The sequence below is a fragment of the Mesorhizobium kamtschaticum genome, from assembly GCF_056174585.1.
In genome coordinates, this window is sequence record NZ_JBWBWI020000003.1 from 37641 (window position 1) to 52971 (window position 15331).

The following is a 15331-nucleotide window of genomic DNA, read 5'->3' on the forward strand; positions in this document are numbered from 1 at the left end:
AGGGTGCCCGCGGAAAAGAATAGTGTCCATTCACAGGTGATAGTATGTCTGACGAGGAAATCCTACTTTCGGAACTTTCCGATGACGAGTTGGTGCAGCAGATGCACGACGATCTCTATGATGGGTTGAAGGAAGAGATCGAGGAAGCCACCAACATCCTGCTCGAGCGTGGTTGGGTGCCTTACAAGGTGCTCACCGAGGCGCTGGTCGAAGGCATGCGCATCGTCGGCGAGGATTTTCGCGACGGCATCCTATTCGTGCCAGAGGTCCTCCTATCGGCCAATGCGATGAAAGCCGGCATGTTCATCCTGCGTCCCCTGCTCGCTGCCACGGGAGCGCCTAAGCAGGGCAAGATGGTCATCGGCACCGTCAAGGGCGATATCCACGACATCGGAAAGAACCTCGTCGGCATGATGATGGAAGGTGCGGGTTTCGACATTATCGACCTTGGCATCAACATTTCAGTTGATAAGTTCATCGCAGCGATGGAACAGCACCAACCCGATATTATTGGCATGTCGGCCCTGCTGACCACAACCATGCCTTATATGAAAGTCGTCATCGATACATTGAAGGAAAAGGGCATTCGCGACGACTACGTCGTTCTTGTTGGCGGGGCGCCACTGAACGAGGAGTTTGGCAAGGCCGTCGGTGCAGATGCCTACTGCCGTGATGCCGCCGTCGCCGTCGAAACGGCGAAAGACTTCATGAAGCGCAGGCATAATGCCCGAACAGATCACTGATTCATCTCAATCCCCTCACCGATAGTTCACGAGATGAATTTTCATTCTACTAGTAGGTATATGAACGCCGGGGCACTCTCCGTCGACGCTCTATGCTATACGCGCCATACCTTGGCAGTCCTTATCCTTCCTGGATTCTCGCATCTGGCTCTCGGCGCTTTCATAGAGCCGTTATGTGTTGCCAACTCATTGACAACACATGAGGTCTTTCGCTGGAAAGTGATCAGCCTGGACGGAGGGTCCGTTACGAGCGCCAGCGGGCTATCCATTGAGGCGGCAGGGGACCTATCTAGCTTCAACCGCGACCAGACAGTAGACCACCTTGTCATCGTTGCAGGCCAGTCGTTGGATCCGCTTAAACTGCCGCAAATAATGCCCATTTTGCGTAGTGTGGCTCGCCAGAACATGCAAATCACAGCTATCGGAACGGCAACGTGGCTTCTCGCGAAAGCCGGCCTCCTCGACGATACCTGCTGCACCCTTCACTGGTCGCAAATGGCGGCGTTTTCAGAGACGTTCAAGGAAGCCAACATTTGCAATGCCTTGTTCGTGAAGGGCGAGCAATTTTCTACGTGTGCCGGCGAACTCGCCACGTTTGACTTTGCCCTGGAGTTGATGAGCCGGCACGTCAGCGCTGACGTGTGCAAAGAGGTCTGCCGCTATGCAACCGCAGTTACCCGACGGTCCGGTCGGGACCGTCAAACAAGCTTAGCCGGTCTCGCGCTCCCAGGAGCTAGCCCAAAACTGGCTGCAGCGCTCCAACTGATGGAAGATAACATCGAGTTTCCTTTGGCATTGTCGAAGCTTTCCAAGCTATGCAATGTTTCCACTCGCCATCTCGAACGGCTGTTCATGGAACAGATTCAAACCTCTCCGGCAAAGTATTATAGAAGCCTAAGAGTTGAACATGCGCGGCGTTTGGTAGAAGGAACAAACCTAAGTCTCACCGAAATCGCCATCGCCTGCGGCTTTGTGTCGGCGTCCCATTTTTCCAAATGCTTCCGAGATATGTTTGGTGTCGCTCCTAGTCATTGCCGATGAGATCGGCCGGTGAGGCGCCTATGACCGATGCATCTTGGACTGAGTGAGAACCCAGTCGAGCAGTTTCTTGGTCTTTTCGCTCTCGCCGATCCGATCATTGGCGACCAGGAAAAACGCTCGTCCTGTCTCGATTTGATGTGGCAATGGCCGGATGAGGCTACCGTTATCCAGGTGGAAGTGATTTGTGAAAGACCAGCCGAGCGCCACGCCTTCGCCAAGCAGTGCCGCCTGGAAAGCGAGCTGATAATCAGTGAAAACGATATCCCTACGGATTTCGCTTGCATCTCCCCCGGCAAGTTCGATCCATTCGGACCAGCCCATACGTCTGCGATGAGCGTCGGAAGAATGAATCAGCTGATGATGCACAAGATCCTCGATCGTGTGCAACTGAGGGTGCGCGGCCAGGTAGGCTGGTGAGCACACGGGAAAGATCACTTCGTCGCTAATGAACCACGTGTTGGCGCGGTCGAAATCTCGCTTCCGTATCCAGATGGTCACATCGATCTCTTGATCGGGCTCGACATCTCTGTCCGTCACAACGATCTTTAATCTGATATCCTGATGCATTTGTTGAAAATGATAAACTTGGGGAGCTAGCCAATGCGCTGCTAGGGTCGTCGATGCCGCAAAGCTCAAGTACTTCGTGCCTTTTTCTGAAATGTTCTCAAGGGCCTGCTCGATGCGTCGAAATCCGGAACGCACTTCGTCGTAAAGCACTACCCCGGCTTCAGTTAGTCGGACGCCGCGGTTATCCCTTTTGAACAGGACCACCCTACAGTGATTTTCCAACGTCTTGATCGCCAACGAGACGCTTGGCTGGGTGACGTTCAATTCCATTGCCGCGCGCTTGAAACTAAGCGTGCGGGCCGCAGCCTCAAAGACAAACAGCGAATGGGTAGACGGCACAAGGGAGCGCAGCTTCGACATCAGATCAGTGTATATCAACAAAGCCTTAAATGGCTATTATCTGTTGGAAGACGGCTTGCGCTCTGATAGCGGCGCTCATCCCCAGCGCAGCCAGTCATTGGTGCACATTGCGCGGATTCGCGCGAAAAGCAGGCTTTTGTACCTTGAGAGAATCTCCGATATAGAGCCCACTTATATCAGACCACATCCTTTTCCACCTACAGCCGGCTGAAATCCAACCCTAAGCTGCGGGAGTGTCCGCGAGATACCGGGGTGTATTCGCGGACCCCTATAAGGGAGACCCGGAAATCACTTGCTCCGCCATTGCGGTTTAAGGTGGTTCAATCACCAACCAAGTCACTCGGAGGTTAGGATGAAATTCTTCAATAGAAAGGGCAAGGCGCTGCCCGAGTCCCTGGAACGTCTCGCGGAAGAGACAAAACTGGGGAAAATGGATAGGCGTGAGTTCCTCGCGCTCGCTTCAATCTTCGGCGCGTCTACAGCCGTGGCGTATTCGATGCTCGGCGCCGTGCCGTCAGCTCGCGCCGACGAGGCGGCAAAAAGGGCGGGAAGTTGAGAGTCGCGATGCTGATCTACGGCTCGAAGGATCCTCGCGTGTCTGACTCGCCCGAACTCGGGAACGTCCTTCGCCAATTCCTTGAGCCGTTGGTTAAATATACGAAGGAATTCACCTTCGAGCCGGCTCTCTTGGAGAGCTGGGAAGTCAATGACACTGCGACTGAATACGTTCTGCACGTCCGAAAGGGCGTGAAATGGAACAATGGCGACGATTTTACTGCCGATGACGTCGTGTTCAACCTGAAGCGCTGGTGCGAAAAGGACGTGCCGGGAAATTCTATGGCCGGCCGAATGGGGCGTCTCATCGATGACAAAACAGGGAAGGCTAGGGACGGCGCGATCACCAAGGTCGACGACTACTCAGTCAAACTCTCGTTGCCGAAGCCCGATATCACCATCATCGCCGGGTTCACGGATTATCCCGGGCTGATCGTACATCGGGATTTTGAAAAGAACGGGTCCGAGATTAAAACGCGCCCTGTCGGCACAGGCCCGTTCGAGCTGGTTTCATGGGACGTTGGTCAAAGTGCAGTGTTCAAGCGTCGGGCAGACGGAAAGTGGTGGGGCGGCGAGGTCTTCTTGGACGAAGTTCATTTGATCGACTACGGGACCGACCCGTCGACGATTGCGAGCGCATTTGAGTCAGGCGAGGTTGATGCGAACTATCAAACCTATCCCGCTCAGATCAAGGATTATGAGGGCATCGGCTTGACGACATCCGAAGCCAAGACTGCCACGACCGTTATATGCCGTACAAAAGTTACAAATAAACCCTATGATGATCAGCGCGTACGCAACGCTCTGCAACTCGCCGTCGATAACAACGCTGTGCTGCAGCTTGCATACAACGGCCTCGGCACCGTTGGCGCGAATTATCACGTCGCTCCGCTGCATCCGGAGTTTTATCCTCTTCCCGAAAAGAAGCGTGATATCAAGGCCGCAAAGCGCCTGATGACCGAAGCCGGCCAGATGGATTTTCAGCACGAGATAATCAGTCCTGATGCGGACTGGATCAAGGACGCTGGCGATGCGATCGCCGCACAGTTCCGGGAGGCGGGGTTTAAGGTGAAGCGGACCGTCCTGCCGGCAAGCACCTTCTATAACGACTGGTCAAAGTATCCCATGTCGGCAACAAACTGGAACCATCGACCTTTGGGCGTCCAGGTATTGGAGCTCGCTTACCGAAGCGGTGCCGCGTGGAACGAAACGTCCTTTTCTAATCCGCAGTTCGACGAGAAACTGGACGCGGCCTTGGCGGTGCCCGATCCGGATAAGCGTAAGGCAATCATGAAGGACCTGGAGACGATCTTGCAGGATTCAGGGATACTAGTCCAACCGTTCTGGTTGTCGGTGTTTCGCCATTCCACAAAAAAGGTCAAAAACTACTCCATGCATCCCACTTTCGATATCGATCTTGGAAAAGCGTGGTTGGACGACGCCGCCTGATAGCAGCATTGAGGGAGCAGGGGGCCAATGAGGCCCCCTGCTTAAAGAGGCTGACACGCCACATCACCACCCGTTTCCGACCAAAAGCGGGGTCGCCGATCGGACCGATATGTCACATCTCCCGCCCCTAAACACCCTCCGAACGTTCTGGGCTGTCATGAAGTATGGCAGCTTGGTGAACGCCGCACGCGAGCTTCTGGTTAGCCCCCAGGCCGTTGGGCAGTCTATAAAGCAACTCGAGAATATGCTTCAAGTCCCGCTCTTTGAGCGAAAACAAAGATCACTTCTCCCCAATAGAGAGGCCAAACTTCTCTTCCAATACGTTGATGCTGGGCTTGAGAAATTAAGTTACGGCGTCCGTCAGATCGACATGCGCAACCGCTAGCCCAAGCAATGGCCGCCAAGCTTGCGGTACAGCGCATTTCGGGACTGCGCCGCGGGACGAATTCCGGCGTCACGTAAGTCCTGTGGTTGATCCGGCGGCAGAACAAGCAGGCTGTGATAGGATGGACTTATACCGGGTAATCGTTTTTTCCTCCTTATCGGTGCTCGAAATTCAGACTAAATCAGATGATATTCACTAACGCGGATATATCCAGCCATGTCCACATTCTCGGTTTCCAACCGTAAAATTGACCCAACTCGTGCGCGTAACGCGTTCAAGCCTGATGGCACCGTCGACGACAACAATCGCGTCGAGATCGGTCCTACGGATGTTGCGTTTGCCGAGTGGGCCTCGCTGGAGCTGGCCGTACCTAACCTGGAGCGCATGCGGCAGACGCGACTCGACCGGATTGTCCAGCAGTTGCGTCAACGGGACTACGCAGGAGTTTTGTGCTTCGATCCGCTCAACATTCGCTACGCAACTGATTCATCAAACATGCATATCTGGATTATGCATAATCCATCGCGAGCAACGTTCGTGTCGGCTGACGGTTATGTGGTCCTATGGGATTTCCACCGCTGCAGCCACCTTTCGAAACACCTGCCGCTCATCAACGAGACCCGAGATGGAGGGGCCGGCTTCTTCTATTTCGTTACAGGAGATGAAGAAGAGGCTGCCGCCAAGGCATTTGCAGTCCAAATTGACGAGCTGATGCGCCGTTCGGGAGGCAAGAACCGGCGTCTTGCGGTGGATAAGATCGAGGTTTCTGGTCTTCGCGCACTGGACGACCTTGGCGTTGAAATTTGCAACGGGATGCAGCTGATGGAGCATGCCCGTGCGATCAAGGGGATTGACGAAATCAACGCGATGCGTTGCTCGCTAGCTACGTGCGAGATATCGGTGGCAAAAATGCGCGAACAGTTGAGGCCGGGCATAGCCGAAACAGAACTGTGGTCAGTTCTGCATGCGGAAAATATAGCCCGCGGCGGCGAATGGATCGAAACGCGCATCTTGACGTCGGGTCCCCGCACAAACCCCTGGATGCAGGAAGCAGGTCCACGTCGGATCGAGTCTGGTGATCTCCTGGCTTTCGATACCGACATGGTCGGGCCTTACGGAATGTGCGCGGACATTTCGCGGACCTGGTTTTGCGGCGATGGTCGTCCGACCGACGAGCAGAGGCGCCTGCACGGCATCGCCTATGAGCACATCATGACGAATGTGGCTTTGCTGAAACCTGGGGTTTCGTTCACGGAAATCACCGAGCGAAGCCACAAGCTGCCGCCGGAATTTGTGCCGCAACGCTACGGTGTGATGATCCACGGAATCGGCCTTTGCGACGAGTATCCGGCGATTGCCTACCCCGAGGATTTTGTGCCCGGCGCATTCGACTATGTATTGGAGCCTGGCATGACCCTGTGCGTTGAGGCCTACGTCGGCGCTGTAGGAGGTCGCGACGGCGTGAAGCTCGAAGAGCAGGTTTTGATCACCGAGGACGGTGCCGAAAACCTTACCCGATGCCCGTTCGATGCCATGTTGATGGCTTAGTTTTGCAACCATATCTGGGTAGCAACATGCTCCGCCCAGCGAGTATCTAAAGATGAGCCTTATCCGACATTCCGAGAATCTTTTCGAGTTTAAAGATTCCTGCAACGTTTTTATCGTGAAGAGCGGTACCTCTTGCGTCTTGATAGACACAGGATCTGGAGCTGTGCTTGAGCATCTTCAAGGCATTGGCATCGAGCGGGTCGATTGGATACTGCATACTCATCACCACCGCGACCAAAGCTGGGGGACTCATTTGGTCACGGCAGCGGGCGCACGCGTAGCTGTTCCAGAATATGAACGGCACCTGTTCGAGGATGTCGAGGCGCGTTGGGCGACACGGGCTGTATTTGATAACTACAACAATAGCAACACGGTTTTCTCTCTAGGACAAGATGTTACCGTCGATGCGGTCCTTGAAGATTACGAGACCTTCGTTTGGAAGAATTACGGGTTTTATGTGTTGCCGGCCAAGGGGCATACCTATGGTATGGTTGCTCTTATCGCGGAGATCGACCATCGGAAGGTTGCATTCACAGGCGACCTGATGACCCGCGGTGGCAAGCTCTACCAACTGCATGCCATGGAGTATGCCTACGCCGACATGGTCGGCGTAGAATTCACAATGCAATCCATACGCGCCTTGAAAAAAGAGGCCGTTGCGATCGCCTATCCATCGCACGGGGAAGCCATTCGAGACGTCGACAGTGACATTGTCAGACTTGAGTCGAGGCTCTCTGAACTTTCTAATGTAGGAAGGCTTTTCACCTCAGGCTTGAATACCGGATTTCCAGACTGGGAAACCATCCGCGAAAGTAGGCTGCAAGTCATTTCCGATCATCTGCTTTGGGCAGGACCTTACACATGCTCCAACTTCTACATCGTACTCAGCGGGAGAGGGCATGCGCTGTTGATCGATTACGGTGCTGCGTCTCAGGGACAGATCCATTTTGGCCTTGATCACGAAGGTCTACAAGCTCTTAGGTTCATTGAGCACCACATCGACCAGCTGCGAGACGATTACGGCGTGGATCACATCGAGGTCGTCGTGCCCACGCATATCCATGACGACCATATATGCGGAATCCCATTCCTGCAGAAAAAGTTTGGGGCCCAGTGCTGGGCACTTGATTGTGTCGCGGAGGTAATCGGTAACCCGGCCGCTTGGGCAAGTACCCCATGCTGCTTCAACAAACCAATCGAGGTAACCAGGGTGCTTCGTGATGGCGAAGCCTTCCACTGGAGGGGGCACTATTTTGAGATCCACTATGCCCCCGGGCAAACTGAGTACCACTCAATGATACTTGGCATGATCGACGGCAAGCGGGTCTTATTTAGTGGTGACAATGTCGCACTCTGCAATCCTCGGACCGGACAATTTAACAATGACATTCCGGTCCAGCTGACGGTTATGCGCAATAGCTTCCAGTTGGAAATGCATCGCCGATGCGCCAAGGTAATGGAGGCTACAAGCCCTGACGTTTTGTGCCCGGGCCACGGCGACTTGATACCGATGGATCCGTCACGGATTGCCCAATACTCAGAGTACATCAGGCGTAAGGAACTTGCGTTCCGCGAGGTCGTAGACAGGCCTGCGGATCATTACATTGATCTCTTCTGGGCACGGATGCTTCCCTATGTTGCTGAAGTATGTCCGGGTGATGCGGTCACCTATACGATCAAGATTCGAAACAACTTGGAGCGTTCTGCTGAATACGGGGTCAGACTTTTGCCAGCCCCTGAGTGGGTCTGCACGGAGAACACGCAAAGTGTCAGGCTTGGACCAGCCGAGCAGGGTGAAGTTGTCTTCACGGTTGTTGCACCACGCGCTGTGGATCCGAAACGCAAGCTTATGACCGCCGAGGTCCTCATTGACGGGCTGTCCCAGGGACCAGTCTGCGAGGCTCTCGTCGCGATCATAGCCAGCGCCCACCAAGCGCGCCAACCTTCGTCGTCGAAGGAGAGTTGCTTCACGAACGCGTACGGCGACGACCCTCCGCGGGCCCGCGTCCCTCTTTCAGGCACTGTACCGAACTGACAAAAGCTTCGGTGCCGGGTCAATCGGCCGAGGTTCAATTCACTAGTACGATGGAAGCTCTGCTTTGCGGGCCTATCAGGCTCGCGCGGAAGCTGTGCTCACATCGGCGCATCCAGACGAGTGACCAAGATGTCAAACGATCCCCTTCTACAGCCCCTCCTGCTGAAGCACCTGACGCTCCGCAATCGCATCATGTCCACATCGCATGAGCCGGCATTTACCGAGGACGGCCTTCCAAAGGAGCGGTACCGACTCTACCACGCCGAAAAGGCCAAAGGAGGGATGGCGCTGACAATGATCGGTGGGTCTGCGGTGGTCGACCTCGACAGTCCGCAATCTTTTGGAAACATTCAGCTACACAAAGACGAAGTCGTGAAATGGCTTGGCGAGCTGGCCGACGACGTTCATTCCTACGGCGCTGCCGCGATGATCCAGATGACGCACATGGGCAGCCGAACGGCTTGGAACAAGGCCGACTGGTTGCCGATGATCGATGCTTCCCATATCCAAGAACCAGTGCACCGGGCATTTCCCAAGGCTATGGAAGACTGGGATTATGAGCGTGTAATCCAAGCTTTCGCCGATAGCGCCGAGAGGGTAAAGGCTTCCGGTCTGGATGGTTTGGAGCTTGAATGCGCCTCGCATCTTATAGCGCACTCCTGGTCGCCAGCGACCAACAAGCGCGACGATGAATACGGCGGGTCGCTCGAAAACAGAATGCGGCTGGTCCTAGGGATCCTGACCGCCATTCGGAAACGGATTGGCCAGGAATACATCGTGGGCGTGCGGATGGTGTGCGATGAAGCGATGAACCGAGGGCTCTCGGCACATGAGGGCATCGAAATAGCCAGACGCCTATCCGCCACCGGCCTGATCGACTTCGTGAACGTGATCCGTGGTCATTCGTCGAAGGACGAAGGTTTGAGCCACGTGATTCCGAGTATGGGACAGCCATCGGCACCACACCTCGATTTTGCTGGCGAAGTACGCCAAGCAGTTGGCATCCCGACTTTCCATGCAGCGAGGATCCAGGACGTCGCCACTGCACGCTACGCGATCGCGAGCGGCAAACTCGATATGGTGGCACTGACGCGTGCTCACATTGCGGATCCTCACATCACACGGAAGATTATCGAAGGCCGCGAAAACCAGATCCGGCCCTGCGTCGGGATGGGGTACTGCATTGATTCCATTTACACCGGCCAAGCGTCCTGCGTGCACAACGCAGCCACCGGGCGCGAAGCGACGCTGGCTCACGAGATTGTCCGGACTAACGGACCCTATCGCAATATAGTCGTCGTTGGTGCAGGTCCTGCCGGCCTGGAGGCGGCACGTGTGGCAGCCGCACGCGGTCACCGTGTAAAGGTCTTTGAAGCAGCACCCAAAGCTGGCGGGCAAATATTGATAGCCGCAGCATTGAAGCGGCGGCGCGAGATTCTCGGCATTATCGACTGGCGCCTCTCCGAATGTGCCCGCCTAGGGGTCGAGATCGAATACAATCGGTATATGGAAGCGAGCGATGTCCTTGCAGAGCATCCAGATTTGGTCGTTGTGGCGACAGGAGGATTGCCGAACCTTGACTCGCTTCACGAAGGCCAAGATCTGGCAACAACCAGTTGGGACATCCTAAGCGGGAATGTTCCCGTAGCAAAATCGGTTCTGCTGTATGATGATGCCGGTACTCATGCCGCGATGACGGCTGCGGAATTCATTGTCGACGCAGGTGCAGAGCTTGAGGTCGTTGCCCCTACCAGGACTCTGTCCCAGGATATCGGCGCAACCACCTATCCCTCGTATTTCAAGGCATTGAAAAAGGGGAATGCGACGGTGACGATGAACCTTCGCATTGACCGCCTTGAACGGCGCGGGAACAAGATCGCTGCAGTCTTTCTTGACGATTTCACCAAGGAGTATTCGGAAAAAATCGTGGATCAGGTAGTGGTCGAGAATGGTGTCAAGCCGATCGAAGACATCTACTTTGCTCTCAAAGCTTTGTCCAAGAACGGAGGTGAAGTGGATTATAAGGCGCTTATCGCTATCCAGCCGCAACAGCGGGTCAAAAATTCCAATGCGGATTTTCAGCTTTTCAGGATCGGCGATGCAGTAGCAAGCCGCAATATTCATGCTGCGATTTACGACGGCCATCGTTTCATGGCCGCAGTATAGTCACCCTTTCCGACATCTTTCGGAGCAGAGGAATTTCTTATGGGCCAGATGCGGACGGCTGATTTGCCACTGACGGTGTTTCCCGAGGCACCAAAGCGGCAGCCGGTGGCCGACTATTCGGGGAGGCCTGTGAATACATTGAGCAGAGACACCGCTCCCATTCATGCAGATGGCACAGCCCGCCGCTTGAGGCCAGCCTCTCCCCTCCAGGTTCACGAGCGTTGCTATCATGTGACGATCTTGCTGGTTCCAGGGTTTTCCCAACTCTGCCTTTCGTCGCTGCTGGAGCCCATGAGACTGGCTAATAACCTTTCGCAACGGGAACTCTTCACATGGCGGCTGATCGGTCCGACTGGGGTGACGGTTAACTGCGCAAATCGCATACCAATAGGCGTGACGTCAGACTTTGAATCGGAGCGGAGGGGGGTGATAGGCGGAGCGGTGCCTGATGCCGCCATCGTTTGCGCTGGCGAAGGGATAGAGGAGTTCTGCACGTCTTCTACAATGTCACTGCTACGTCTCTATGCTAGGCACGGGGCGACACTTTTCGGTGTGAATACTGGAACGTGGCTTCTTGCTAAATCCGGAATTCTCGACGGCCTCAGCTGCACCATTCATTGGCGCAAAGCCGCTGCGCTGTCAGAGAGCTTCAAGGGCGTAACGGTTGAGGCTGCCCTCTTCATCCGGAATCAGACTGTTGGCACGTGTTCTGGAGGTTTGGCGGCCTTCGACATGATGATCGATATGATTGAAAAGGAATTCGGTCAGGAACTGGCGCGATCTGTCTGCCGCTACGTGACCTCGGACACGATTCGTGAAGGAGGAGTGTCTTTTCTCACTCCGGACAGCCTTCGCATCGGCCGGATTAGTGCCAAGCTAATTGGAGCAATCCGTCTGATGGAGAACAACTTGGAGCGCCCGCTTCCGCTCTACAGGATAGCGAAGATGGTCGGCTCGTCACGGCGGCAGCTGGAGCGGCTCTTTCATAACTACCTTTCTACAACTCCGTGCCGACACTATTTGATGCTTCGGCTTGAGCTGGCGCGCCAGCTGCTGCACTCCACGGAGTTGCGGATCATTGAAATCGCTATGGCCTGCGGTTTTGAATCACCCTCGCATTTCGCGAAGACCTTTCGCGAGCAGTATGGAGAAGCCCCAAATTCAATACGCATATACACTGCGTCACCGCTTTCAGGCCGCCCATAACTCGTAAGACGAGGGTCAGTTTGCATGAGCGGAAGCGAGGTTTCCGTTTGCCGGCTTGCTAAGTGGTGTTCGCTATCCGCCGGTTCTGACGTTCTTTTTGAGATCGGTGAAGAGGGAATCTGCGGCGGATTTTTGCTCCAGCTCCGTGGCCGCTACCCCAGAAGCTCTGGCCAAATCTCGTACTCGCCCTAGGCTGTTGTACAAGTGCTTTCGCATAGCCTGTCGCGCCTTAGTGGCGTCCTGGCTTTGGATGGCATCAACGATGGCTTTATGCTCACTGTGGATGCGCGCGTAGTAACCGTCCTTGGCCCCCGGCTCGACTAGGTAGTTGAGTTGGATGCGGGGGACGATCATTGGCCCGAGATACCCCAGAAAGCCGTGCATGAATTCATTGCGTGCGGCCTTGGCAATCGCAAGGTGGAAATCGTAGTCGTAATGAATTTGGACCGCAGCGGGGTCGGCCTGCTGCGCATCGATATCATCCATCATTGCCCTGATGTTGCGCGCTTCAACCTCGGTGCGACGTTCTGCGCAAAGGCCGGCGGATTCAACTTCGACGCTCAATCTGAGTTCTAGCAGCGCAATCGTCTCCGGCAAGGTGCGAAGCGCCTCGTCTGGGACTGAAAATTTGCGGGGGACCGGCGTTTCGTTGACGAACATTCCACGGCCCTGCTGCGGAATGACCAAACCTTCCGACCGCAGTCGTGCTACAGCTTCGCGGACTACGGTGCGGCTAACATCATATTCGGTGCAAAGCTCCGCCTCGGTCGATAACTGCGAGCCTGGCTGCAACTGACCGCAACGGATTTTTTCGGCCAGGCTCTCCGCCACAACGGTGGAAAGCGACTTGCGCTTCGTCATTGAGGTCCTTCCGGTCCATTCTAGATTCGCGATAATGACCGAACTGGAACAGGGTTTCAAACGGCCGCCGTCACAATCAGTTCCACCAGCATACCAGGCTTGGCCATTCGCCCTTCGCCGGAGGACCGCGCCGGCGCACTCTCCTTTGGCATCCACGCGTCCCATACCGTATTGACCTCATCGAAGTCGCGGATGTCGTCGAGCCACATCTGCACGTGAAGGATACGGGTCTTGTCGGTGCCAGCCTTACTGAGGAGAACGTCGATCTTAGCGAGGACCTCGTTCATTTGGGCGGCGGCGGACTGGCCAGGTTTTGCTACTTGGCCGGTGAGGTAGAGTGTCCCGTTATGGATAACGCCGTGATGTATACGGGTGTCGAAATCAAAGCGATGGATATCGTTCACGAAATTCTCTCAGGTTGTTGGTTTCTTGATAATAGGGTTGTTTATAGGCGGGCAAGGCATCGGCTGCTTGGGAGCTAAGGTACCAAGGTCGAGCTGTTTTGACTGCGTTAGATAGACGTAGCAACTACTGAAATCTTCCTCCGCGCCATTTGCGTAGTGAGTTCTTTTGTTCGGGGCCCTCATTGGACCGTTTTTGGCCCACGGAAGCTACGCCATGAGAACCTCGACTTCGGCGCCTCATCGGGGTCATTCGTTATCGCATGAAAGTTCGTGATTGCTCAGCATCTCGAGGGCCAAAACCAACGACGAATGGTCGGCCTCAGATCCCTCAGGTTGAGCGGCACAAGCGTTCATCAGTTGCTGCGCCAGCGCGGTGCTTGGCAGCGCCGCGCCCATTGCGCGAGCGCTTTCGAGTGCGAGGTTGAGATCCTTCTGATGCAGTCGGATGCGAAATCCTGCGGCGAAGCTGCGTCTGATCATACGCTCCCCGTGCACTTCGAGCACGCGGGAAGAGGCGAAACCACCCAACAGCGCGGCGCGCACCTTCGCCGGGTCGCAGCCAGCCTTACTGGCGAAAACTAGCGCCTCGGCAACAGCCGTAATATCGAGTGCTACGATGATCTGGTTGGCGATCTTACAGATTTGGCCTGCACCATTCTGTTCCCCAATCGCATTGATGTTCTTGCCGAGCTTCTCAAAGATCGGCAACGCGCGATTAAATTCTGCCACAGGCCCGCCGACCATAATCGTTAGACTTGCCGCTTTTGCACCGATCTCTCCGCCGGAGACGGGCGCATCGAGAAACCCGGCGCCCGCTTCTCTGAACTTTAACGAGCATTTGGCGGTGGCCAGTGGGTTGATCGAACTCATATCGATAATCAACTTGCCGGCTGAGATTCCTTCCAACACGCCACCCGAACCGAGCAGGACATGCTCGACGTCCGGCGTGTCTGGCAGCATGGTTATGACCACCTCGGATAGCTGGGCGACCTCCGCTGCAGAACCGACGACCAGAGCGTTGAGATTCTCGGGAAGAGGCGAGCGGTTCAGTACGGTGGTAATCTCATGGCCGGCACTGGCAAGGTTTCGCGCCATCGGCGCCCCCATCACGCCCAGCCCGATGAATCCGATTTTCATGTGCACCTCCCGCCTTAGGCCACCTTGCAGGCCATCATGTCGTATGATATAGGACGTCATACAAATTTCAATACTCCTTTATTACGCCGGAGACGATCACATGCAGGAGCGCACAAATTCGCTGAAAACGGCTCTCAAAGCGGCCCGGCCCAACATTGGGATCTGGTGCTCGCTGGCCTCAGCGCTCACAAGCGAAGTCGTGGCGGGCTCCGGAGCGGGCTGGGTGTTGATCGACGGCGAGCACAGCCCGAACGATCTCCGGACTATTATGGCGCAACTCCAGGTGATGGGATATTTCGAAAGCGAGGCTGTTGTTCGACTGCCATCCGACGATCCTAATCTGATCAAGCAGGCAATGGACATCGGCGCTCGCAGCCTGATGATTCCAAACGTGCGGACCGCGGAGCAGGCGCACAGCATCGTTGCCGCCATGACCTATGCTCCGGGGGGATTTCGCGGCTTCTCTGTTGGCCATCGCGCCAATGCTTTCGGCCGCATTGCTGGGTACCACGCGAAGGCCCGGGAGCAGCAGCTTCTAGCAGTTCAGATTGAAGACGAATCCGGCGTCGCGAACGCTGCCGCAATCGCGGCGGTAGACGGAGTGGACGTTCTGTTTGTCGGGCCTGGTGACCTTTCTACAAACATGGGCGAAATGGGTAACCCTGGCGCAACGCGCGTGCAGGAGGCGATCACGGCAGTGCGAAAAGCCGCTGCCGCTGCAGGCAAGTCCAGCGGAATCCTTGCCCCGGCAAAGGTGGATGCCGACCGGTATCTCGCCGATGGCTTCACCATGGTTGCCGTCGGTTCGGATTTGGGTTTGCTCGCGCGGGGCTCGGATGCCTTGATCGCCTCTTTCAAGCTGCAAGCATAAGCA

At 55.5% G+C, this 15331-nt stretch carries 12 protein-coding genes and 1 pseudogene; 9 read left to right on the top strand and 4 right to left on the bottom strand.

The annotated features are described in order from the left end of the window. Positions 1-44: 44 nt before the first annotated feature. A complete protein-coding gene (locus AC0V7N_RS39280) occupies positions 45-743 on the top strand; it encodes a cobalamin-dependent protein (RefSeq protein ID WP_496628608.1) in 699 nt (232 codons plus the stop codon). 111 nt (positions 744-854) lie between these two features. After that, positions 855-1784 carry a helix-turn-helix domain-containing protein gene (locus tag AC0V7N_RS39285; protein ID WP_496628609.1) on the top strand — a complete coding sequence of 310 codons (930 nt, stop codon included), beginning with the start codon at positions 855-857 and terminating at the stop codon, positions 1782-1784. 18 nt (positions 1785-1802) lie between these two features. Here AC0V7N_RS39285 and AC0V7N_RS39290 read toward each other — a convergent pair whose 3' ends face one another. Next, positions 1803-2711, bottom strand: a complete 909-nt coding sequence (locus tag AC0V7N_RS39290) for a LysR substrate-binding domain-containing protein (protein WP_496628610.1) — start codon at positions 2709-2711, stop codon at positions 1803-1805. Between the two features lie 352 nt (positions 2712-3063). Here AC0V7N_RS39290 and AC0V7N_RS39295 point away from each other — a divergent pair. The 6 genes and pseudogenes from AC0V7N_RS39295 (at position 3064) to AC0V7N_RS39320 (ending at position 12055) form a co-directional block, all read left to right on the top strand. After that, positions 3064-4715, top strand: a pseudogene (locus AC0V7N_RS39295) (ABC transporter substrate-binding protein). Positions 4716-4872: 157 nt separating this feature from the next. Beyond that, positions 4873-5100, top strand: a complete 228-nt coding sequence (locus AC0V7N_RS39300; protein ID WP_496628611.1) for a LysR family transcriptional regulator — start codon at positions 4873-4875, stop codon at positions 5098-5100. Between the two features lie 216 nt (positions 5101-5316). After that, positions 5317-6648 (top strand): dimethylsulfonioproprionate lyase DddP, encoded by a 1332-nt coding sequence (gene dddP, locus AC0V7N_RS39305; protein WP_496628612.1) that lies wholly within the window; start codon positions 5317-5319, stop codon positions 6646-6648. A 52-nt stretch (positions 6649-6700) separates the two neighbouring features. Then, positions 6701-8683, top strand: coding sequence for an MBL fold metallo-hydrolase (locus AC0V7N_RS39310; RefSeq protein ID WP_496628613.1), 1983 nt, complete (start codon positions 6701-6703; stop codon positions 8681-8683). Positions 8684-8812: 129 nt separating this feature from the next. Then, positions 8813-10849, top strand: a complete 2037-nt coding sequence (locus AC0V7N_RS39315; RefSeq protein ID WP_496628614.1) for an oxidoreductase — start codon at positions 8813-8815, stop codon at positions 10847-10849. Between the two features lie 441 nt (positions 10850-11290). Then, a complete protein-coding gene (locus AC0V7N_RS39320; protein ID WP_496628615.1) occupies positions 11291-12055 on the top strand; it encodes a helix-turn-helix domain-containing protein in 765 nt (254 codons plus the stop codon). Positions 12056-12127: 72 nt separating this feature from the next. On the opposite strand, the gene AC0V7N_RS39325 is transcribed toward AC0V7N_RS39320, so the two are convergent. The 3 genes from AC0V7N_RS39325 to AC0V7N_RS39335 form a co-directional block, all read right to left on the bottom strand. Next, the gene (locus tag AC0V7N_RS39325) at positions 12128-12916 is read right to left on the bottom strand and encodes an FCD domain-containing protein (RefSeq protein ID WP_496628616.1); all 789 of its coding nucleotides are present in this window, start codon (positions 12914-12916) and stop codon (positions 12128-12130) included. A gap of 56 nt (positions 12917-12972) precedes the next feature. Further along, entirely contained in the window at positions 12973-13320 is a 348-nt protein-coding gene (locus AC0V7N_RS39330; protein ID WP_496628617.1) for a Rid family hydrolase, read from the bottom strand. A gap of 246 nt (positions 13321-13566) precedes the next feature. Continuing rightward, complete coding sequence (locus AC0V7N_RS39335; RefSeq protein WP_496628618.1) at positions 13567-14457, bottom strand: 2-hydroxy-3-oxopropionate reductase; 891 nt, start codon at positions 14455-14457, stop codon at positions 13567-13569. Between the two features lie 100 nt (positions 14458-14557). Between AC0V7N_RS39335 and AC0V7N_RS39340 the strand changes: the two genes are divergently transcribed. After that, on the top strand, positions 14558-15328 hold the full coding sequence (locus AC0V7N_RS39340; RefSeq protein WP_496628619.1) for an aldolase/citrate lyase family protein: 771 nt from the start codon (positions 14558-14560) through the stop codon (positions 15326-15328). Positions 15329-15331: the final 3 nt, after the last annotated feature.

What these genes read in the sequence shown, in the direction of transcription:
- AC0V7N_RS39315 (WP_496628614.1), top strand. Translation starts at nt 8,813, where the DNA reads ATGTCAAACGATCCCCTTCTACAGCCCCTCCTGCTGAAGCACCTGACG.
- AC0V7N_RS39280 (WP_496628608.1), top strand. Translation starts at nt 45, where the DNA reads ATGTCTGACGAGGAAATCCTACTTTCGGAACTTTCCGATGACGAGTTG.
- AC0V7N_RS39340 (WP_496628619.1), top strand. Translation starts at nt 14,558, where the DNA reads ATGCAGGAGCGCACAAATTCGCTGAAAACGGCTCTCAAAGCGGCCCGG.
- AC0V7N_RS39300 (WP_496628611.1), top strand. Translation starts at nt 4,873, where the DNA reads ATGAAGTATGGCAGCTTGGTGAACGCCGCACGCGAGCTTCTGGTTAGC.
- AC0V7N_RS39310 (WP_496628613.1), top strand. Translation starts at nt 6,701, where the DNA reads ATGAGCCTTATCCGACATTCCGAGAATCTTTTCGAGTTTAAAGATTCC.
- AC0V7N_RS39325 (WP_496628616.1), bottom strand. Translation starts at nt 12,916, where the DNA reads ATGACGAAGCGCAAGTCGCTTTCCACCGTTGTGGCGGAGAGCCTGGCC.
- AC0V7N_RS39290 (WP_496628610.1), bottom strand. Translation starts at nt 2,711, where the DNA reads ATGTCGAAGCTGCGCTCCCTTGTGCCGTCTACCCATTCGCTGTTTGTC.
- AC0V7N_RS39335 (WP_496628618.1), bottom strand. Translation starts at nt 14,457, where the DNA reads ATGAAAATCGGATTCATCGGGCTGGGCGTGATGGGGGCGCCGATGGCG.
- dddP (WP_496628612.1), top strand. Translation starts at nt 5,317, where the DNA reads ATGTCCACATTCTCGGTTTCCAACCGTAAAATTGACCCAACTCGTGCG.